At 47.8% G+C, this 20185-nt stretch carries 20 protein-coding genes and 1 pseudogene; 11 read left to right on the top strand and 10 right to left on the bottom strand.

The window, feature by feature from the left end; all coding sequences use genetic code 11:
* Positions 1–52 precede the first annotated feature (52 nt).
* The 5 genes and pseudogenes from H6F73_RS23155 to H6F73_RS23140 all read left to right on the top strand — a co-directional run bounded on the left by H6F73_RS23155 (position 53) and on the right by H6F73_RS23140 (position 4114).
* On the top strand, positions 53–1042 hold the full coding sequence (locus H6F73_RS23155) for an RNA polymerase sigma factor, RpoD/SigA family (RefSeq protein WP_190761117.1): 990 nt from the start codon (positions 53–55) through the stop codon (positions 1040–1042).
* 78 nt (positions 1043–1120) lie between these two features.
* Positions 1121–1600: pseudogene (locus tag H6F73_RS26745) on the top strand (GNAT family N-acetyltransferase); the annotation flags it as partial.
* On the top strand, positions 1592–2089 hold the full coding sequence (locus tag H6F73_RS26740) for a GNAT family N-acetyltransferase (RefSeq protein ID WP_242072630.1): 498 nt from the start codon (positions 1592–1594) through the stop codon (positions 2087–2089). The pseudogene H6F73_RS26745 and the gene H6F73_RS26740, both read left to right, overlap by 9 nt.
* Positions 2090–2277: 188 nt before the next feature.
* A complete protein-coding gene (locus H6F73_RS23145; RefSeq protein WP_190761115.1) occupies positions 2278–3411 on the top strand; it encodes a redoxin domain-containing protein in 1134 nt (377 codons plus the stop codon).
* A 496-nt stretch (positions 3412–3907) separates the two neighbouring features.
* Positions 3908–4114, top strand: a complete 207-nt coding sequence (locus H6F73_RS23140; RefSeq protein ID WP_190665657.1) for a glycogen debranching protein — start codon at positions 3908–3910, stop codon at positions 4112–4114.
* A gap of 100 nt (positions 4115–4214) precedes the next feature.
* Here H6F73_RS23140 and H6F73_RS23135 read toward each other — a convergent pair whose 3' ends face one another.
* The gene (locus tag H6F73_RS23135) at positions 4215–5282 is read right to left on the bottom strand and encodes an NAD-binding protein (RefSeq protein WP_190761114.1); all 1068 of its coding nucleotides are present in this window, start codon (positions 5280–5282) and stop codon (positions 4215–4217) included.
* 302 nt (positions 5283–5584) lie between these two features.
* Here H6F73_RS23135 and H6F73_RS23130 point away from each other — a divergent pair, with 302 nt between their 5' ends.
* Positions 5585–6862 carry an acetylornithine/succinylornithine family transaminase gene (locus H6F73_RS23130; RefSeq protein WP_190761113.1) on the top strand — a complete coding sequence of 426 codons (1278 nt, stop codon included), beginning with the start codon at positions 5585–5587 and terminating at the stop codon, positions 6860–6862.
* A gap of 81 nt (positions 6863–6943) precedes the next feature.
* On the opposite strand, the gene H6F73_RS23125 is transcribed toward H6F73_RS23130, so the two are convergent.
* The 8 genes from H6F73_RS23125 to btpA all read right to left on the bottom strand — a co-directional run bounded on the left by H6F73_RS23125 (position 6944) and on the right by btpA (position 14872).
* Entirely contained in the window at positions 6944–7105 is a 162-nt protein-coding gene (locus H6F73_RS23125) for a hypothetical protein (RefSeq protein WP_190761112.1), read from the bottom strand.
* Between the two features lie 3 nt (positions 7106–7108).
* Positions 7109–7912: a pentapeptide repeat-containing protein gene (locus tag H6F73_RS23120; RefSeq protein WP_190761111.1), complete on the bottom strand. Its 804-nt coding sequence runs from the start codon at positions 7910–7912 to the stop codon at positions 7109–7111.
* Positions 7913–8522: 610 nt separating this feature from the next.
* Entirely contained in the window at positions 8523–8948 is a 426-nt protein-coding gene (locus H6F73_RS23115; protein ID WP_190761110.1) for a MotA/TolQ/ExbB proton channel family protein, read from the bottom strand.
* Positions 8949–9112: 164 nt separating this feature from the next.
* Positions 9113–9907: a DUF2993 domain-containing protein gene (locus tag H6F73_RS23110; RefSeq protein ID WP_190761109.1), complete on the bottom strand. Its 795-nt coding sequence runs from the start codon at positions 9905–9907 to the stop codon at positions 9113–9115.
* 450 nt (positions 9908–10357) lie between these two features.
* A complete protein-coding gene (locus tag H6F73_RS23105) occupies positions 10358–12325 on the bottom strand; it encodes a tetratricopeptide repeat protein (protein WP_190761108.1) in 1968 nt (655 codons plus the stop codon).
* A gap of 279 nt (positions 12326–12604) precedes the next feature.
* Positions 12605–12916 carry a DUF3181 family protein gene (locus H6F73_RS23100; RefSeq protein ID WP_190665663.1) on the bottom strand — a complete coding sequence of 104 codons (312 nt, stop codon included), beginning with the start codon at positions 12914–12916 and terminating at the stop codon, positions 12605–12607.
* A gap of 76 nt (positions 12917–12992) precedes the next feature.
* The gene (locus H6F73_RS23095) at positions 12993–13949 is read right to left on the bottom strand and encodes a vitamin K epoxide reductase family protein (RefSeq protein ID WP_190761107.1); all 957 of its coding nucleotides are present in this window, start codon (positions 13947–13949) and stop codon (positions 12993–12995) included.
* Between the two features lie 77 nt (positions 13950–14026).
* Positions 14027–14872 (bottom strand): photosystem I biogenesis protein BtpA, encoded by an 846-nt coding sequence (gene btpA, locus H6F73_RS23090; RefSeq protein WP_190761106.1) that lies wholly within the window; start codon positions 14870–14872, stop codon positions 14027–14029.
* A gap of 329 nt (positions 14873–15201) precedes the next feature.
* Between btpA and H6F73_RS23085 the strand changes: the two genes are divergently transcribed.
* Positions 15202–16161 (top strand): SGNH/GDSL hydrolase family protein, encoded by a 960-nt coding sequence (locus H6F73_RS23085; RefSeq protein ID WP_190761105.1) that lies wholly within the window; start codon positions 15202–15204, stop codon positions 16159–16161.
* 42 nt (positions 16162–16203) lie between these two features.
* Here the strand turns inward: H6F73_RS23085 and H6F73_RS23080 are convergent, their stop codons facing one another.
* Positions 16204–17274, bottom strand: coding sequence for a Gfo/Idh/MocA family oxidoreductase (locus tag H6F73_RS23080; protein ID WP_190761246.1), 1071 nt, complete (start codon positions 17272–17274; stop codon positions 16204–16206).
* 474 nt (positions 17275–17748) lie between these two features.
* Between H6F73_RS23080 and cobM the strand changes: the two genes are divergently transcribed.
* The 4 genes from cobM (at position 17749) to H6F73_RS23060 (ending at position 20129) form a co-directional block, all read left to right on the top strand.
* Entirely contained in the window at positions 17749–18594 is an 846-nt protein-coding gene (gene cobM / locus H6F73_RS23075) for a precorrin-4 C(11)-methyltransferase (protein ID WP_199330744.1), read from the top strand.
* Between the two features lie 33 nt (positions 18595–18627).
* On the top strand, positions 18628–19011 hold the full coding sequence (locus H6F73_RS23070; RefSeq protein ID WP_190761104.1) for a zf-TFIIB domain-containing protein: 384 nt from the start codon (positions 18628–18630) through the stop codon (positions 19009–19011).
* Positions 19012–19172: 161 nt separating this feature from the next.
* On the top strand, positions 19173–19655 hold the full coding sequence (locus H6F73_RS23065; protein ID WP_190761103.1) for a flavin reductase family protein: 483 nt from the start codon (positions 19173–19175) through the stop codon (positions 19653–19655).
* 120 nt (positions 19656–19775) lie between these two features.
* Positions 19776–20129: a phenylpyruvate tautomerase MIF-related protein gene (locus H6F73_RS23060; protein ID WP_190665669.1), complete on the top strand. Its 354-nt coding sequence runs from the start codon at positions 19776–19778 to the stop codon at positions 20127–20129.
* Positions 20130–20185: the final 56 nt, after the last annotated feature.

Raw genomic sequence — 20185 nt, 5'->3', positions numbered from 1 at the left:
GGAAGCTTCTAAGCTCAATTACCATTAGTAGGAGGAAAGCGAAGTGGCTGAAATGACAGCGACTAAACCTTCATCCGGTTATTACAAAACGGCTACAGATGATTCAATCGGCGCATTTTTTAAGGAAATGGGCCGCTACCCACTCCTGACGCAGGAGGAAGAGGCGACGCTAGCGCGTTCCGTTCAAGAATTAGTTGCCCTAGAAGCGCTACAGGAAAAATTAGCAAATCAATTAGATCGCGCACCAACGCCGGCAGAATTAGCAGCAGAGGTCGGGTTAAGTGAAACCCAGCTACAATACCGGCTCCATCGCTGCCGTAGTGCGAAACAGAAGATGATTCGCTCGAATTTAAGGTTAGTTGTCTCCCTGGCTAAGCGATATCTCAATCGGGGAGTGCCGTTTCAGGATTTGATTCAGGAAGGCGCTTTAGGACTAAATCGGGCGGCGGAAAAGTTCGATCCCGATAAAGGTTATAAGTTTTCTACCTATGCTTATTGGTGGATTCGTCAGGGAATTACCCGAAACCTCGCTAATAATTCTCGAACAATTCGTTTGCCCATTCATATTGTTGAACAGCTTAATAAACTTAAATACGCGATGCGCGAACTTAAGGGAACGCTGCATCGCAATCCGACAGAAGCGGAACTAACAAAAGCTTTAGAAATTTCTCCAGAAAAGTTACAACAACTGCAACAGTTGCGAATGCAATCACTCTCTCTTAACCACCAAATTGGTCAGGAAGAGTCTACAGAATTGATGGATGTGCTGGAAGATGCTCAGACGCCATCACCTGAAGCGCAAGTGAGTGAAAGAATGCGCCGGCAGGATGTGTGGGAGGTTTTAGGCGAGGTGCTGACGCAGCGGGAACAAGAGATTATTGCTTTACGTTATGGATTGATGAATGGTGAACCCCGCACCTTAGATGAGGTGAGCCGGCTGTTCGACTTATCCTGTGAGCGGGTGCGTCAAATTCAAGCTAGAGCCATGCGGAAACTTCGGTTGCCGAATGTTGCAAAACGCTTAAAAAGTTGGCTGCGATAGAATTTTCTCCTGTTCAGGGTTCCTGGTTGATTGTTATACTGCCATGAACCTTAAACCATCAACTGCGAACGATTGCTCATGAATCCTGCTCTCAATTTACGACCGGCAACCCCGGCTGATATGCCGGCAATCTTTCAGCTAATTCAGGCTTTGGCTGAGTATGAGAAGTTATCTCACGCTGTCACCGGCACGCCTGAGTCTCTGGAAGCTCACCTTTTTGGCACGCGTCCTTATGCTGAAGCAATTCTCGCAGAATATGCGGGTCAAGCTGTGGGATTTGCTTTGTTTTTCCACAATTATTCGACTTTTCTTACCAAGCCGGGAATTTATTTAGAAGATCTATTTGTTCTCCCAGAATATCGCAATCAAGGTATTGGCAAAGCGCTGCTGTCTTACCTGGCGCAGTTGGCAATTACGCGGGGTTGTGGCCGGCTGGATTGGAGTGTTTTAGATTGGAATGAGCCGGCAATTGCTTTTTACCGGCGCATGGGTGCTTCAATTCGAGAAAATAGCCGGATTTGCCGAGTCAGTGGCGAATCTCTCACTCAACTGGCAGCAGGAAACTCATCGGCAATTTTGCGTTCATCTGTGCCGGCAGATGTACCTGTCTTATTTCAATTAATTCAAGCAAAAGCTGAGTTTGATCAGCAATCGCACACATTCACAGGAAATGCCGGCAGTCTCTCAGAACACCTGTTCGGTTTGCGGCCCTATGCTGAAGCAATTATTGCAGAACACGCAGATCAAGTGGTTGGCTTTGCTTTATTTTTTTATAACTATTCCACTTTTTTAACAAAACCGGGAATTTATATCGAAGACCTCTTCATTTTCCCAGAATATCGGCAGAAAGGTATCGGGAAAGCGATATTAACTTATTTGGCTCAACAAGCTGTTATTCGCGATTGCGGGAGGTTGGAATGGACAGTTGCGATTTGGAACGAGCCGGCGATTAATTTTTATCAGAATTTGGGCGCTTCTGTATTGCCAGACTGGCGAATTTGTCGCGTTGCCGGTGATTCTATCCTTAACTTAGCGTCCCAAACGTAAATTATTGAAATTTTATCGAAAAATAATCGCCAGACAAAAAAGCAACGTTTAAGCTTTTTTTAAAAAATAATTTTATTTAAAATTTTGAAAAAACATTATTTTTGGATAACTAAGCTTTGTTATTATGTATAACAGTTCAAATGCAGCACAATAATTGCCCTGAATTTTCTTAGCCAGCACAAATAACAATGCTAGACTCAACAAGAACTATAAGTGTTGGAGATCATGCCCCTCTTTTTGCTTTAGAAAATCAAGATGAAAGCATAGTAGTTTTAAGAGATGGGGTGGGGAAACCTTCACTTCTGATATTTTACGCAAATGACGATATTCCAGGCTGCCGGGATATTGCTTGTGCGTTTAGAGATGTCATGCCAACTTTTAAAGAGCTGGATGTACAGATATTTGCAATTAGCTCAAATCCTCCTCCGTCGCGTCAGGTATTTGCGAAACAACACAATATTCCCTATCCGCTTCTTTTTGACTTTAACAACGAAATTAGCCAGCAGTATGGAGTTTGCTATCCAGCCGATGCGAATGATAGCTCAATTCTTACTTACAATCGGATTGCCTTTCTCCTAGATATCAATCTGCGAGTCGTCAAAATTTATCCTCTTGTAGATTTGCAGCCGGCTATGGGAGAAATATTGAAAGACATTAAGACAGTATTTCCGCGAGAAGAACCTCGCCACCTCACGATGCAAGCGCCGGTTTTGTTAATTCCCAATGTGCTGGATCTAAAGCTCTGTCGTGAACTGATGTATATTTGGGAAACAGAAGGTAATGAAGAATCAGGTTCAATGCGCCGGCAAGGTGACAAGACAATAGGAGTGATCAATTACAACCATAAAATTCGACGAGATCACTTTATCCAAAAAACCGAACGGCTAACAGTTTTGGATCGAATTTTAAAACGGCGAATTTTCCCTGAAATTTACAAAGCTTTTAATTTTGAAGTGAGCCGGCGTGAAGATTACCGCATAGCCTGCTACGATGCAAGTCGCGGTGGTTTTTTCAGACCTCACCGCGATAATACGACGGGAGGAACTGCACACCGGCGCTTTGCGATGACGCTAAATTTAAATGCGGATGAGTATGAAGGAGGATATTTAAGATTTCCTGAATATGGCCCTCATCTTTACAAGCCTGAGACAGGAAGCGCTGTGATTTTCTCTTGCACACTCATGCACGAAGCAACAGATGTAACAGCCGGTCGTCGTTTTGTCCTTCTTTCCTTCTTATATGGAGAAAAGGAAGCTCAGCAGCGAGAAGCTTATGAAAAGCAAACTTTAAACGATTACAACAATTTCATCAAATTGAGTTGATGACACTCACGGGCAATTTGCCCATGTATTTTACCTTATCCCATTCTCCTGCTACACTGCCCATGCTTGCGGGTATAGCTGAGGAGAAGTGGAGTAAAATTCTCAAGGTCATTCAGGGGAAGAATTGGCTGAATGGCCGGCTTTCACTGACTCTTTAAACAAATCCGCAAGTAAGTACGTGTTGGAAAATTAGGAGAAAATAAGTTATAAAAATTTTTCTGTTAAATTACTTGATGTTGCTTAAGGTGGGATATAGTTTAAACTGATTACTATCAAAGCTTTTCCACCCTTGAAAGTTAAGGTTTACATGATTAGTTTGAAAGAAAATAAGTAAATTTTATAAAATTGGGAAGTGAAATGTAACGATTTACACAGCATTTAAGTATGAATTGTAAATAATGGTAAGTTTGCCTTGCTATAACTTGTAAGTTTTTGGTAAAAAATAAGTATAACTGCTTAGCATTAAAAGCAAATGATCGAGGAATAGGGGGTTACCATGACTATCTGGGTAAACGAACAAATCGATCCTTCGGGTATGCTATTCGCTTGCATTGCCTGCGCCAATGAGTCTCAAGCCAAGGAATGCCACGAGTCATTCGATCAGAATTTAACTGAAAGCCAAAAAGCAAGCGGTTGGATGGCAAGATTGCGGACGGTCAGTTCTTGGGATGAGGTGCCGGTGAATGCCTTAAAGCTGTCCTGAGATTTGATCAGCGTCAGTGAACGCGAGAATAGGGGGAGATGGGGAGAATATCTGAGGCAGATTCCCACCCAATTTTACCTCCCACTTAACGCGGCCCTCATCACGGTGCCTGTTTAGGCCGGCGAAGCGCCTTCGAGCGAATCGGGCCAAGAATTTGATTGAGTTGGCGCAGTTGCTCAGCTGTCCCCATGCAGATGAGCAAATCTCCCGGTATTAACTGGGTATCAGCAGTTGGGCCGCCTATGAGCGTACCATCAGCGCGGCGAACAGCAAGAACTAATGCCCCAGACTGAGAACGAAGTTTAGCCTCTCTCAAAGATTGGCCCACACAAGGACAAGTTTCCGGGTCGATCAAGAACTCTTCTAGATAAAAAGCCCGATCCGCGCCGGCAATAATTCCATCCACAAAGTCCATAACCTGGGGTCTCAGTGCCGCTGCTGCCATGCGCCTGCCGCCGGTGATATAGGGCGAGACAACTGCATCTGCACCGCCACGTTGCAGCTTTTGAACCGCTTCTTCTGTACTAGCGCGAGCGATCGCCCTAACTTTAGGATTGAGTGTTTTTGCAGACAGAACCGTATAAAGATTTTCCGCATCAGACGGCAGCGCCGCCACTAAGCAGACAGCCTTTTCAACGCCAACCTTAAGCAGGGTGGCATCTAACGTCGCATCGCCTTGAAAGGCCGTGTAACCTAGCTGTTGAGCTTCTAAAATCTGTTCGGAATCGGAATCAATCGTTACAAAATCAATGCCTTCTGCCTTAAATTCATAGGCAATTTGCCGGCCCGTGCGACCGAACCCGCAGAGGATGTAATGCTCAGATAAAGAGTCTATCAAGCGTTTTTTTTGCCTTAATCGAATGCCTTCCTGAAAGTAGCCTTGAATCAAGGCTTCTGTAAATCGGTTAACAATATAGCCGATGTTGATCAGCCCCATCAAAATCAACGCGATGGTAAACAGCCGCCCGCGATCTCCGAGGGGGTAAATTTCTCCAAACCCAACCGTTGCTAAGGTGATCACGGTCATGTAAGCGGCATCTGGCCAAGGCCATTTTTCGACCAGCCAGTACCATAACGTGCCGATGAGCAGAACGCCGGCGAAGGCGATCGTCCCCCCAAGCAGTTCTTTTTGGATGCGTCGATATTTTTGTTCGAGAGTCGTATACACCAGCTTTTAATTATTTAAATTCTAGAGTTTCTGCATCAGGACAACTTTTCAAACACTCACTTGCCTTTGTCTTGATTTCTTGGCATTTCCTAAATCGGCTACAACTCTATCCAAAATACAAAGTCTTTTGCCCTTGATAGTTGTAGCTTATTCCAGTCCCGACCTGATAGCGGCCCAGACAGATTGTTGTGTTTAATACAATTTCAGATTCTATAAAGCCGGCAAAATAGCAGCAGGGCTGACCTACAATCGAGTCTAGTTCAACTCAGCTGTTTGAAAATTCAGGATTAGAGGAACCAGTTGTGAGCGTAGAAACTCTTATTGAGCAGACATCTGGAGTGGCAGAGTCTAGCCCATTTAGCCCAGAGAACTTTGACAGCTATGTGATGACCACATACGCCCGATTTTCCCTAGCCTTAGAGCGAGGGGTCGGTTGTCGGGTTTGGGACACGCAAGGGCGCGAATATCTCGATTTTGTTGCCGGCATTGCCACTTGTACTTTGGGACACGCCCACCCAGCAATGGTGGAAGCCGTAACCCAGCAGATTCAAACGCTGCACCATGTTTCCAATCTTTACTACATTCCCGTGCAAGGTCAACTGGCGCAATGGCTGGTTGATCATTCCTGTGCGGATCGGGCATTTTTCTGTAACTCCGGCGCGGAAGCGAATGAAGGGGCGATTAAACTGGCCCGAAAATACGCGCATACGGTTTTAAATATTAAAGAGCCGGTGATTTTAACCGCTCATGCCAGTTTCCACGGACGGACGCTGGCGACAATTACGGCAACGGGTCAACCCAAGTATCAGAAAAATTTTGATCCCTTGATGCCCGGTTTTCAATATGTGCCTTACAACGATATTGAGGCACTAGAGGCGGTAATTGCAGAACTCGATAGCGGCGAACGGCGGGTTGCGGCGATTCTCCTAGAAGCTTTACAGGGAGAAGGCGGCGTGCGTCCGGGAGAAGTTGCTTATTTCCAGCGAATTCGGGAAATTTGCGATGAAAAGGGCATCCTGCTGATTTTAGATGAAGTGCAAGTCGGAATGGGACGCACCGGCAAGCTGTGGGGTTACGAAAATCTCGGCATTGAGCCAGATATCTTTACCTCTGCCAAGGGATTAGGCGGGGGTATTCCCATTGGTGCAATGTTGTGCAAGTCCTTCTGCGATGTCTTCCAACCCGGAGATCACGCCAGTACCTTTGGCGGCAATCCCTTTGCTTGTGCTGTTGCGCTCGCTGTCTGCCAGACAATAGAACGGGAGAACCTGCTGGCTAACGCTGTGGCGCGGGGTGAGCAACTGCGAGCCGGCTTGCAGGCGCTAGCCGCGAAATACCCTCACCTGGTTACTGAGGTGCGCGGCTGGGGTTTAATTAACGGCATGGAACTGAAAGCAGACATCGAGCTAACGTCTCCTGCGGTTGTTAAAGCGGCGATGGATGAAGGCTTGCTGCTGGTGCCAGCCGGTCCCAAAGTTCTGCGCTTTGTCCCCCCACTGATTCTTAGTTCCCAGGAAGTAGACAGCGCCCTGCAAACCCTTGAACGAGTGTTTTCTCAAGTCCTGAGTCCTCAGTCCTGAGTCGGACACAGACTTAAAGGGTGGCTTTAGTCTCAGGCTGTGGGCAAAGAAAGCCGGTGCTGCACCTAACCTAAAAACGGGCTATCCACACAGAATTGGTATAGCCCCATGCCCCATGCCCCATTCCCCTACCTTTAGGTTGGCGAAGCCTTGACCCATGCCCCATGCCCCATGCCCCATGCCCCTACCTTTAGGTTGGCGAAGCCTTGACCCATGCCCCATGCCCCATTCCCCATGCCCCATTCCCTAAGGCAATCCCGGATGTGGCAATCCTAAAGTTGGCGAATCTGAGCGATATGCCCCAGGCTGGGAAAAAGTAACATAAGCTGGGCTTGACTGGGGCGTGCCTGACCTCTGGGTGTCATGCCGGCGAGTCCCAACTTGAGTGTCCATGTAGAGTCCTATCGCACCCTCTAGTTGCGCGTTCGCCAGATTCGCCCCACTCAGATTCGCCCCACTCAGATTCGCCCCACTTAAATTCGCATTCAACAAATTGGCGCTACTTAAGTTCGCCCCACTCAAATTCGCATCACTCAAGTCAGCACCCACCAACCGAGCATCACTCAAGTTAGCATTCGACAGATTAGCCCCTATCAGCTCAGCATGACCTAAATTGGCACCTCCCAAGTCAGTACCGCTGAGGTTAGCACTATTGAGTTTGGCTCCTATCATATTGGCACCATCCAAGTCTGCACCGCTGAGATTGGCTTCGTGCAAATTGCTGTTAACAAATGTGGAAAACCCCAAATCAGCACCGCTGAAATTAGCACGAGGGAGTTTGGCATCTAACAAATTTAGTCCTTTGCCATCGATCCCCCTGAGATCGGCATTCGTTAGATCGGCTGCTACGAGGTTCGCAAAACAGAGATCGGCACCGCTCAAGTTCGCACTATTAAGATTGGCCCCATGCAGGTTGGCAAACATTAACTTAGCACCGCTGAGGTCAGCACCACTCAAATTCAATTGAGCCAAGTTTGCCTCGCTCAGATCGCCCCCCTGACATTGTTTCGTTTGCAGCAACCGTTTGACGTGTGCGCTATTTCCCGCCATATTTTTTACCTATGTGCTATTTTCTACCTTATTTTTCCCTTGCTACCTCAGCTCTTGGAGTTGCTCAATCCAGAACTGTACGGTCATCGTTTCTGATGACCTTCATGGGGTGAGGGGTCATACCCCTCAGTTAGGTTTCCCCAATCATAAACAAAAATCAATAAAATCACTCTTTAATACGGCTAAATCCACTCTAGATCAGGAATTTTGCTTTCACCGCACGGGCACAGGAGAGTGAGGTTAAGTCCTGATTACCCCTTCCTCAGTTGTGAGGGGAAGAATTCATTAAACAGTGCTTTTGATTTCTCTTTCCAAAAAGTCAAATGAACAGAGCTGGAAAAAGGGGTTACTGAGATGGATTTGGTATAAAAAGTTGCTGTACGGTTAAGTGATCCCATGCCTTGCTAGAGTGTGCGCTCTTTAGCACAGAAGGCAGGTAACTCAAATTCTTATCAGTGTTGAGATTCAGGTTGCTCTCCCCAAATTACCCATCTATCGCCTTCTTTTCTGAAATTGGTATGAGATGCTAATCAGCATAACGTTTGCTGCCGGCAACAGAAATTTAGGGTTTTAAATATCAAAAATTATAGATAATTCTATAATTGATCACTTACAAGCTTTGATATTGGCTCCGGTAAAGTAACTCTAACTTTCCCCCATACTTCTGAATCAAAGCCCGCAGCGTCCGATAGAAACTCCGAAACAGATTGGCAAATAAAAGTGTAAAAATAGCAACAATTAATCCAGCAGCCGTAGAAATCAGAGCCTCACTAATGCCGGCAGTAACGCCAACACTATCGCTACCCCCAACATCACCCACGCGTAAAGCACTGAAAGATTGAATTAATCCTAAAACAGTTCCCAATAAACCCAGCAACGGCGAAACCGCAATAATCGTATCAAATACGGTATTAAACCGGCGCATCACCAGCAACTCTGCCTGAGACGCGCTCTCTAACGCCAAGCGAAAATCCTCTGGAGAGGGGCAATCAAGTTCCAGTGCTGCCAGAAAAATCCGTCCCAGCAGTGGCAACATCACAATCCCGCCGGCAGCGAACAGATTTCTCGCGGATCTAAATTTACCAATTTTGCACCTTATTTTAGATTTTAGATTTTTAATTTTGATTAATTAAAAGTCGTTTGCTAAGGGTCAACAGCAATTTGAACCCTAGCAAACGACTATCTAAAATCTAGATGCAATTATTTAGTCTGCGGGAAGTGGTCGATTTGAGCGTAGCCGCTGAAAATTAGCTGTTTGCCTTGGGTTTCCAGACGATTGAGCCGCATTGTCACGCCATCGAGATCAAAGCGATCAAGATCGACCATATTATCCAAAATCTGTCCCAAAGCAATTGCCAGGGTTTTAGAGGTTTCTTGCAGCGATTCCGGTACAGCATCAAGCTCGATTTCGGGATTTTGAAACAGAATCCGACGCCGGCGCTCAATGCCTAATGTTACCGTCAGGGCGACGGGCACGATCCCGTGATCTCCTAAATCTGCCTTGGCGAAGATGCGAAGGCGGTTTTCAGGCAGCAGCTGCACTTGCACCTCGGAAAAAGAAACGGGTGCGCCACCGCTCAATTCGTTTAATGCCGGCAGATCGAGGTTTTGCAGCCGCTTTTTCACTAGCTCAGCTTTAAAAGCCTGGTTAATGCCGTCTTCGGAGAGAATAACGTCGGCGATGGCTTGGGTGGGTTGTTTGAGGCGAATTTGGCCGCTAAGAATAGAGCTAAAGTCAATGGAAACAGCGTCGGTTTCAAATACCATTTCTTCAACCGGAAAATCCCGGCGAATGACCAGACCCCGACCGCTCATTTTGAAGCTATCTATACTGCCTTGTAAGAGTTTGCTGGAGGGATGGCAGCGCACAACCACCTCCACGGACTCACTCTGACTGAACAGGTGGCGAATGGATTGGCTGGCGACGGTGTTGAGCATACGCTCTCCCCAATCCGTGCCAGGGGGGGTTGTTTGACCAATGAGAGTCCCAAACATGAGGTTTCTCGTTTCCAGTAGTTCTTGCTCTTTTGTAACAAAATATTAAGATATCAGCAAATCCCTTGTTCTACTCGCCAAATTGTCATAAGAACTGGCGTGGCCGGCTTAGCTCAATGTCAGGGTAGAGGGCCTTAGTTGCTGGGATCATTGCTGCATCTAGATTTGGAACCTAATCTGTATGAACAGTATAGGGTTGAGCAAGATGCTCGACTAGCATAAATTTATTAAATAATTCCTAGCAAAATTAATTTATTGATTGTAATAATCAAAATATCATCTTTTAGTAAATTTACGCTAAAACCCTTAATGCATCTATGTTTCAGGGATTTTTAATTGTTCAGAATATCTAATGTAACAGTTTAAATTTCGGAATACTATTTGGCGTAGATTTTAGAGAGCTAAGGAAAAAGGGCGAAGGAGACAGAGCTAATCCCTAGCCCCTAATCCCTAGCCCTTAGTCCCTAGCTGCCGGCTGGGTGGGCTTAACCGCTTTTTCCAAGAAGCGATTGCTGGGTGCTCTGGATAAGTCTGCTCAAACATTCCCAGCCACGAACGTGCTGCCTCTGGAGAGCCTTTAGCCACAGAAAGTTCCATCTGAACCATACAAAAGGCGGCAAATTCGCTGACATGAAAGCGCCGGCGGGACAGCAACGGGTTCAGTAATTCTTCAGCAGCCTCAATGTCTCCCGTGGCTAAATGCTGTGAGGCAATAGAGAGACGAGCGAACAAATAATCTGGATAGCGCTCGTAAATTTGGTGCGTCAGTGCGTACGCTTCTTTTTTGCGCTTCTGCTGTTCGTAGGCAGTCGCCAAATTATTTAACAGCGAGGGATCGTCGGGTTCAATTTCCAGGCATTGTTGGAGCAGGCGCTCGGCCTCATCAGGGTTTTGCTGTTTTAAAGCTTCAATTGCAGCAGCCAGCCACTTCATAACCTGGGGATCGTGCGTTCCCACCGGCTCAGTATCAATTTCAAAGCCAAAAAGTATTAGTTCTTGCCATTTGCCTCGCATCCACATCCGCACCGGCTCAGCCGCAGAAAGAAGACCGGCGCTTGAAACAACGATTGACGCTTCATGCCGGCTTTCATCAGGCCCGCGATTACTCAAGGCAAAATCTTTGAGCGCTTCCAGCATTTCCGGCGTCTTGGCCATTTTCGCAAGGCGCAGGGCAAACTCGCGTCCTGGGGGATCGCCCCGATCCAGCAGCATCGGCACTAGGCTCACCATCTCTGGATGCTGTTGCAGATAGCGTTGGGTTGTCTGTGTGGCGGCTTCTTCATCATCCTCACGAAACCCGAACCTCACTTGTTCAAGGAGTTCGTTAATCGCGTGCTGGCTGACCCAGTTGGCCAAAGGAAACGGCCAGGGACAATGGCGCTGACTCACCGGCTGGTTGAGATCGTTGAGGTTGGCTTGGGCTAATTCAAATCCGGCGTTGATTTTGAGCGCTTGCTGCCAGTATTTACGGGCGCGATCTTGGTTTCCCTGCCGTAGGTGGGCAACGGCTGCCAGATGATAAAGGAAGGGACTAGAGACGGCAGGTTCCAGGCTGCCGGTTTTTTCAGCGCCGACGAAGGCATCAAGAACGCTTTGATCGTCGCCCAGGAAACTGAAGGCTTCTGCTTTTTTTACCCAAATATCTGCGGCATCAGATTCAAGGGATTTAAGTTGCTCAGCTTGCTGTTTGGCTTCCTCAAGCCGGCCACTCAGGCACAGGTAACGGCTGAGGTTGGAGAGGGCGTGATAGTTTTTGGGATCGATTTCAAGGACGCGCTGGCTGGTGGTAATCGCTGGCTCGATTTGGCCTTCCATCACGTAGGCTTGGCTGATGTTGTTGAGCGCAGAAGTGAAATCGGGCCGGCGTTCTAATATTTGTTCTTCGAGCTGCCGGCATTCCAAATATTTCCCCAGTTCTAAGCAGCATTGAGCTTGTTCATGTATAGTTGCCAGTTCTATAGCCTCTTCGCCGGTTAACCCCATTTCTGCAACCATTCCAGTAATTTTGGGTTCCAGTTCCGCAATGGTCTGGTTGACATCGGCAACGCGCTGGTCGTTTGGCCACCGCTCAACAAACCGGCGAAAGGTTCTGATGGCCAACAGGGGGCGAAGATTGGCCAGATAGGAGCCGGCTAACCCTAGGGTGGCATTGGCATTATTTGGGTCAATTTTAAGCAGGCGCTCGCAAGTGTGCTGATAGTGCTTGATGTCACCAATTTCGAGGTAGAGATTCACTTGGCTAATCAGCACGTCTGGCTCGTTGGGATAGCGCTTTTCCAAAGCTTCTAAGATTTCCAACGCTTGGAGCCAATTTTTCTGGCGAATCAAGCTTTCGGCTTTGACTAAGCCGGCCATGAGTTGTTGAGTGCCGGCACCGAAGCCTTTGCCGGTGATTGGCAGTCTTTTCTTTTTTGCCATACATTTTGGCTCCTTGTCTGGGCAAAAGTCCCTTGCGATCACAGTAGTCGCCGGTTGCGATCTCATCAAGCCCTTGACAAAATAGCATATAAATGATATAAGGCAAGCTCAGTGGCTCAGATTGATCTGCGGACAGAACACTGAACTTGCCCTAAGAGTTGTCTGATTGATTTTCAAATTCAAGGCGGCTTTTGTTTTAGCCTCAAGGTTTTAGCTTGTCGGTTAATCAGCCTCAGCCAGAGGTCGAACCGCATAGCCCTGCCATTTTCGTCATCAGACTTAGCTAATCTTGCGCTGATACTCTTCTAAGATATCCATCAGCTGAACTTGAGATTGCATTGGCAGCAAATCCAACAGAGAAACTTCCCGTTTGCCACCCCCTAATTTCACAGGGATATTTTGCAGGATGGGTAGAACCTGGTCTTCGTCGATAGTTCTACCACTCAGCAGCGGGTAAAGACGTTCAGCGAGAACGGTGTGAAGATGAGCTTCACGTAAATGGAGGTGCCACTTGGCGATATCCATGTAAACGTTCTCGCCAATCTCAGCCGCTAGTTCTTCGATTGCTTGTGTGGTACTTAGGTTAGCCATAGTAACTTCTACTTCCTCAAAAGAATATTAGCTGCACTTCAGCTTCCATTCTAGAATTTTGTAGCTTGAGTGACTTTTAAGGCACTGTGGGGGTGGCGATGGTGTTCTTAAAGTTACGCGGGCCGTTGTAACCGGAGAGATCGGCTAATTTCTCTAGGGATTGGACGCCCTGATAAAATTTGCCGTTAATTTCCCAAGTTGGGTAGCCTTGAATTTTTGCGTCTATGCACATTTGAGCGCGAGCATTGCGGCCTTCGGGGTCACATTCAACGTAGTCCGCCAGCGCAAATGCTTCTTTGCCAAACAGTTGCTTTTGATCGTGGCAGTGTGGACACCAATAAGCCCCGTATTCCTTGGCCCCGACTTGGGTAAGATGACGTGCTAAAGCAATTTCTGCTTCACCAGAGGTGGTCGTAACGGGTGGGCCGGCTTGTCCGGAACCTGACGAATTAACAGCAGAGTCCGTTGCCACAGGTGAGTTGGCGTTCGCGTATATCCCCAAGGTTCCAATCAGCGTCACCATCCCAACGATGATGCCGGTGAAAACGATTTGACCAATATCTTCCCATTCCCGCCCTATTAGGGCCAGCACAAATAGTGCGAGTGAAAATAAAGCCGAGGCGAGGCAATAGAAACAGAATTCTTTAATGACAAAAATCAGCAGATACATTAAGTAGCCGCTGAAAATTACCATTGCAATGCCACCGGCAAATAGCAATGGCCAAGTCAGGTTTTCCAGCTTAGATCGCAGTTCCTTCTGATTGGCGGGATTGAAGGCCAAAGGGGCAGCCGCCATCACCGCCATAGCGGTATAGGCCAAAAAACCTAACAGCGTCAAAGGTATGCCAAAAACTTGAGCGTAAGGGCTGTTGAGTACCTGGTTACAGCCGCTTGTAGGGCAGACTGCACTAACATTGCCGGTCAATTTGACGACTGTGAGAAAGGCCGTTTCTAAAGCACCGGCAGCTGCTATCGCCGCGATCAGGACACGCGACCAGCGATGAATCCAGGGGGTAGAACGTCGGCGAATCATGTCAACTTTAGAGTTTAGATTTAGAGTTTAGATTTTAGTGCGTCGTTTGTCGTTTGTGTTTGATTGGTTCCTGGGCGCTAATGAACGGTAAACGAGGAAACGGGTTTGGGGGCTGGCTTTTCCGAGACGCTACGGCGCGTGGCTTCCACAAATTGGCTAACCCGAATCGGATCGATGGGTTGTTCGATGCGTCCATGTCGCTTCAGGGAACTGGAGACAATTACGCCGTCTGCTGCTTGCATCAGGGTGGGGATATTTTCCCAATTGGCCCCACTGCCAATGAACACCGGCGTGCCATTCGCGGCTGCTGTGGCCAATTCTAGGTCTTCTAAATTGGGGGGACTGCCGGTTGCCCAACCAGAGAGTATCACGCCATCGGCTAAACCCCGTTGTATTGTCTCTTGCACGGCTGTGGTGAGATTGGGGGAACCCAAAGGCCGAGCGTGCTTGACCAGTACATCTGCCAGTATTTTGACATCACTGCCCAATTCCCGCCGGTAGCGCAGGAGTTGATGGGCTTGCCCTTCGATTAACCCTTGATCTGTGGCCATGACGCCGGTTAAGACGTTGACGCGGATAAATTTGGCTCCGACATTGGAGGCAATGGCCAAGGCGCTATGGGCGTCGTTGCGTAAGACATTGATCCCCACCGGCAGCGTCACCAAATTCATCAGATGCCCAATGATCAGTGTCATCGCACTAACCACAGCCGGATCGACTCGCCCACTGGTAAACGGCGCGTCGAAAAAATTTTCCACGATCAAGGCGTTAACGCCACCGGAAGCCAAGGCTGTCGCTTCTTGTTCCGCTCGATCAATCACAGCTCTAAGGCTGCCACCCCACCGGGGAGATGTCGGTAGCGGCAATAAATGTACCACCCCAATAATTGGATTTGGTGTTTTGAATATCTGATTTAAGTCCACAATTTTACGATTCGGACTCGGCAGTAAATTGAGTCAACCACATACACTTCTAAATACAGGCAATGAGATTCACGCTTGCCGTTCATCTCTGCTATAGAGCTTAGAGCAAGTCTCCTGTACTGTACTATAACTGAGAGCGGGCACCCTATAACCAGTTTGATACAGAATTTGCCGGCACCAAAGTTGGTAATTTTCCAGCTTGCTCTGTTAAGTATTTAGCCTCTGGTCTGATTTGGTTGTCACCCGATTAATTCGCCGTGAGCAATTTTCCTATAGCCGGCACTTAGAATATTTTTCTTTTTTTAATTAATTGTCTCAGCGGATATGAAATGAAAATTGCGCTGCTCATTTTGGCCATCGGCCTTGGCCTTTTGACGCTATTAGAGGTGAGCCTGCGCCTGCTATTTGGTTTTGGCCAGCCCCTGATTTATATTCCAGATGAGCGAATTGGCTATCTTTTAGCGCCGAACCAGCGCACTCGCCGGTTTGGCAACCGAATTGAAATTAATCAGTATTCCATGCGAAGTGCGCCGGTATCGCCAACTCGACCGGCTTCTACCTTGCGGGTGTTACTGCTGGGAGATTCTGTGGCAAATGGCGGCTGGTGGACGGATCGGGAGGAGACGATTTCCGCGATGATTGCTCGTGAGTTAGAAGGGGGAGAGGGAGCAGTTGAAGTCCTCAATGCTTCTGCCAATTCTTGGGGACCGAGAAATGAATTGGCTTATTTACAACGGTTTGGCACGTTTGACGCTCAGGCTGTCGTGTTGCTGATTAATACCGATGATTTGTTTGCCACCGCACCGACTTCGCTGCCGGTGGGCCAAGATCGCAACTATCCGAGCCGGCAACCTCCTTTAGCCTTGGTGGAAGTATTGAGCCGCTATGTGTTGCCTTCCCCGCCGGTATCCCCGGAATTACAAGCCGTGCAGGCAGAAACCGGCGATCGGGCCGGTCGCAACTTGGAAGCAATACAACAAGTTAAGGAAATTGTCAATAAAAATAAAGGCCAATTTTTACTGGCCATGACTCCTTTATTGCGTGAAATTGGACAGCCCGGTTCGTTGGATTACGAAAAAAAGGCGCGTCTGCGTCTCACGGACTTTACTCAAAACGAGCAAGTCACTTACATTGATTTTCTACCGATTTTCAATGCAGCCCCGCAGCCAGAAACCCTCTACCGAGATCACATTCACCTCAGTCCCACCGGCAACCAAAAAGTCAGTGAACTGATCAGCAAGGAACTGAGCCGGCTATTGCAGCAAAAACAGCTAGAAGCCCAGGATTAATGCCCCAAGCCACTAGCCATTCTTCCCTTCTAGCCGATTTCATCACATAACCGTAACGGTGGAAGGATGCAAGGAACCCCGATCCGAATCTGAGGAGTACCACACCTTACCATCTAGGGCCATTTGCTCAATCACACTAGCTAAACGCAAAGCTTTGAGAGCTTGCTGCCCGCCGACAGAAGGTTGATTTCCCCCCCTGACGCAGTTGACAAAATGCTCTAGCTCTGCATGAAGCGGCTCAATATTGCTGGTATAGACCTTTTCAATCAGACCATCCTGCCGGTAAAGCACTTGGCCATAGTCCGTCATGTAGTTGGCAGTTGTTTGCCGGTGAATCAAGATTTCATTATTGAGAAAATCCGCCTCCGTCAGCGAATTCTTACAATGAGCCACAATTCGCCGCAGTTTTCGGTGAGTCACTTTGCTCGCCGTCAGCGTGGCCACAATCCCATTCGCAAAGCCAAGGGTTGCGGTCACATAATCTAAATATCCAGAGCCAGAAGCGCGACTGCCACTAGCCGTTAGCTTAACCACAGGAGCCTCTGCAAGCTCTAAGAGCAGGTCAATGTCATGAATCATCAGATCCAAGACAACAGACACATCGTTAGCCCGGTGAGAATAAGGACTCATGCGATGAGCTTCTAAAGCCAGCAATTCTTCTGTCTTTAGTACCTTGCTGAGTTCTTGGAAGGCTGGGTTAAAGCGTTCAATATGCCCCACTTGTAGAATGCAACCTGATTCAGCGGCAGCATTGACCAGAGATTCAGCCTCAGTAATGCTGGCAGCAATCGGCTTTTCAATCAAGACATGGACACCGGCATGGAGACAAGTCATGCCTACCGCATGATGTAGTCTTGTTGGAACAGCAATACAAACGGCCTCCACATGGGGGAGGAGGTCACGATAATCTTCAAAAAAGCGAATCCGATATTTACTGGCAGTGTCTAGACCCCGCTCTACACTAATGTCGGCCACACCCACTAGCTCTACGTCTTTCAACAAGCTAAGAACGCGGGTGTGATGCTGTCCCATGTTCCCAACCCCAATCACCCCAATGCGGATGGGTTCGGGTTGATTTCGCGGTACATAAGCGTTTGAACATCCCACTGACATGCGATCTTGCACTCCTGGATTCTCCTCCTCCACCACAAAGCTTTAGCCTTTCGGCAGCCATTAGCCGCCTTAAACCATCCAGATACTATCACAGGGTCTCTATTTGTGAAGAATTTCAAAGTTCACTTCCAGTTCCCGTCCAGTGAGATTAACTTCATGTTAAATGTTGAGCGCTCAGCAAAAAATACTAAGTGCTAGAAGTTTACCGGCTCTGAAACTGCTGAATTTAAAGGGCTGGGCTTAAAGCTGTTGAGACTGTGGCTACCGTTTTGTGCCGTGGCTAGGGTGCTAGCGGGTTCCCGGCATTTGTTTCGGAGGACGCTCTAGAGGTGTCAGCGAAGAACCACGATCCAGTAATCTATCTTCTGGTGCGGGTCTCGAAACTTAGAAATCTGAACGGGCGCTAACCGGAAAAATGTTTTTAGTCTCACTCGCCTTAAACCCAGCCATATCCTCATTCCAAATCCCAAACTCTTGAAGATTCAAAATTCTAACGAAGTCACAGGTTCAAAAGTTTCCTTGGCACCGGCAGTTTATATTGTGGGTGCCGGCCCTGGCGATCCCGATTTACTGACGGTGAAAGCTCAGAAAATATTGGCTGAGGCCGATGTTATTTTGTTTGCCGATTCTTTGGTGCCCAAACAAATTTTGCAGGGCGTCCGTGCTGATGCGGAAATTATCCGAACCGCCAATAAAACCCTAGAAGAAATTCTGCCGGTGATGATTTCGCGGGTGCAAGCGCAGCAGTCTGTCGTGAGACTCCATTCTGGCGATCCTTGCCTTTACGGTGCTGTGCATGAGCAAATGCAAGCCTTAGCAGAAGCCGGTATTCCTTTTGAAGTCATCCCTGGAATTAGCGCTTTTCAAGCAGCAGCAGCCAAGCTAAAAGTTGAGCTAACAGTGCCGGGACTGGTGCAGACGATTATTCTAACTCGCATTGCCGGTCGCACCGGCGTCCCAGAATCTGAGGAATTAGCCTCACTCGCAGCGCATAAAGCTAGCTTATGCCTTTATCTCAGCGCCCGCCATGTCGAAGACGCCCAGCAGAAATTAATGGAGCATTACCCCGCCGAGATGCCGGTGGCCATTTGTTACCGGCTGGGTTGGCCGGATGAGAAAATTTTCCAGGTTCCCCTGCACCAAATGGCAGCGCTCACCCAGCAGGAAGACTTGATTCGCACCACACTTTATGTCATCAGTCCGGCATTAGCAACGGCAGAAACAGCAGAAACAGCGCGTTCTCGTCTTTACAATCCAGAACACGCCCACCTATTTCGACCGGCTAGCATCCGAACTGATAAACTATCGCCATCTGCATGAAATCCAGATAATTGTAATTTAAAGGACAAAAAAATGAACGAGTTAAACTGCCCCAAATGTCAAGGAGACTTAGAACAAGTTGTTTATGCAAATATTGAAGTGGAGCGGTGTGTCGAGTGTAAAGGAATTTGGTTTGATTCTCTTGAAGCCCAAACGCTAAAAGAAATAGAAGGCTCGGAAACGTTGGATGTTGGCCAGCCAGAAACTGGCAGTAAGTTTAATGAAGTCGGCGATATCAATTGCCCAAAATGTCGCACAAAAATGACGAAGATGGTGGAACTTAACCAGCCTCACATTTGGTATGAAAAATGCCCGGTGTGCTATGGCATCTGGTTTGATGCGGGTGAGTTTAAGGATTATAAGGAAGAAAATTTTATGGATGCAGTCAAAGGGCTGTTTGGCAGGGAAAGACGCTAAGTTGGAACCGGCAGCCCGTGTTTGGGCGGTTTGAGGGGAACATACCTGCCGGTGTCACTCAGGTGAGGGCAAGCGGATCGTTCCCATCAGGCTTGAAGTGGACTTGAGTTTGCCGGCACCAGATTGATACACTGAGCGGTGTAGTATCGGCGTGTAGACCTTTGCTGGACGAACAAGCGAAAAAAACAATTCTACGCAAGATTCCCCACGGACTCTATGTGTGCGGCGTTAAGGATGGCGAAGATGTTAACGGCTTCACCGCCAGTTGGGTGATGCAAGCTTCTTTTCAACCCCCGCTGGTTGTGAATTGTGTGAAGCAGGATTCTAAATCTCACGCCATGATTAAGGCGAGTGGAGTCTTTGCGCTCAGCTTTTTGGAGGCGGGACAAAAAGAAGTCGCTCAAAAATTCTTTAAGCCACAGCGCCGGGTAGGCAACAAGTTTGAGGATGTGGAATTTTATCCGGGAGAAGAAACCGGCTGCCCCATCATCTCAGACTCCCTCGGTTATGTAGAGTGCAGAGTTGTGGGATCGGTGGAACATGGCGATCACACCGTTTATGTCGGTGAAGTAGTTGGTGCCGGCATCCACCGGGAGGGCGAACCGCTCTTACTCGAAAGCACCGGCTGGCAATATGGTGGCTAATTGCGAAGTCTCAACTGCTATCTGCCAGATGCGCGTTTGCAATTAGTCTTTGGTTAGCTGTCTGTTGTGTGGGCGGGTTAATTACACTCGCCCTTACTAATCCCTGAGTGCGAAAATATTATGCCTTTAATCAAAGTTCAAACTTCCATTTCCGCCCCAGAAAAGTCTGCGGTGCAGGGATTGCTCAAAAGCCTTTCTGCTAAGTTGGCTAAGCATACCGGCAAACCAGAATCTTATGTAATGACTGCTTTTGAACCGGATGTGGCGATGACATTTGCCGGCACTGTTGAGCCTGTTTGTTATATCGAAATTAAAAGTGTTGGCAGCATGAACCCAGCTCAAACCAAGTCTATGAGCCAGGATTTTTGCCAAGAGATCAACCAAACCCTCGGTGTGCCGTCTAATCGCATCTACATTGAATTTGCGGATGCCAAGGGTTCGATGTGGGGCTGGAATAGCTCAACCTTCGGCTAGAAGTGAATGGGAATTCCACTGGCACCAAGCGAAACGCTTCATAGCCAAAAGCTCAC

This window comes from Microcoleus sp. FACHB-68, assembly GCF_014695715.1.
In the GTDB taxonomy this organism is placed as follows: domain Bacteria; phylum Cyanobacteriota; class Cyanobacteriia; order Cyanobacteriales; family Oscillatoriaceae; genus FACHB-68.
The sequence above is the reverse complement of the archived record's forward strand: the minus strand, read 5'-3'. Positions and strand labels throughout refer to the sequence as shown.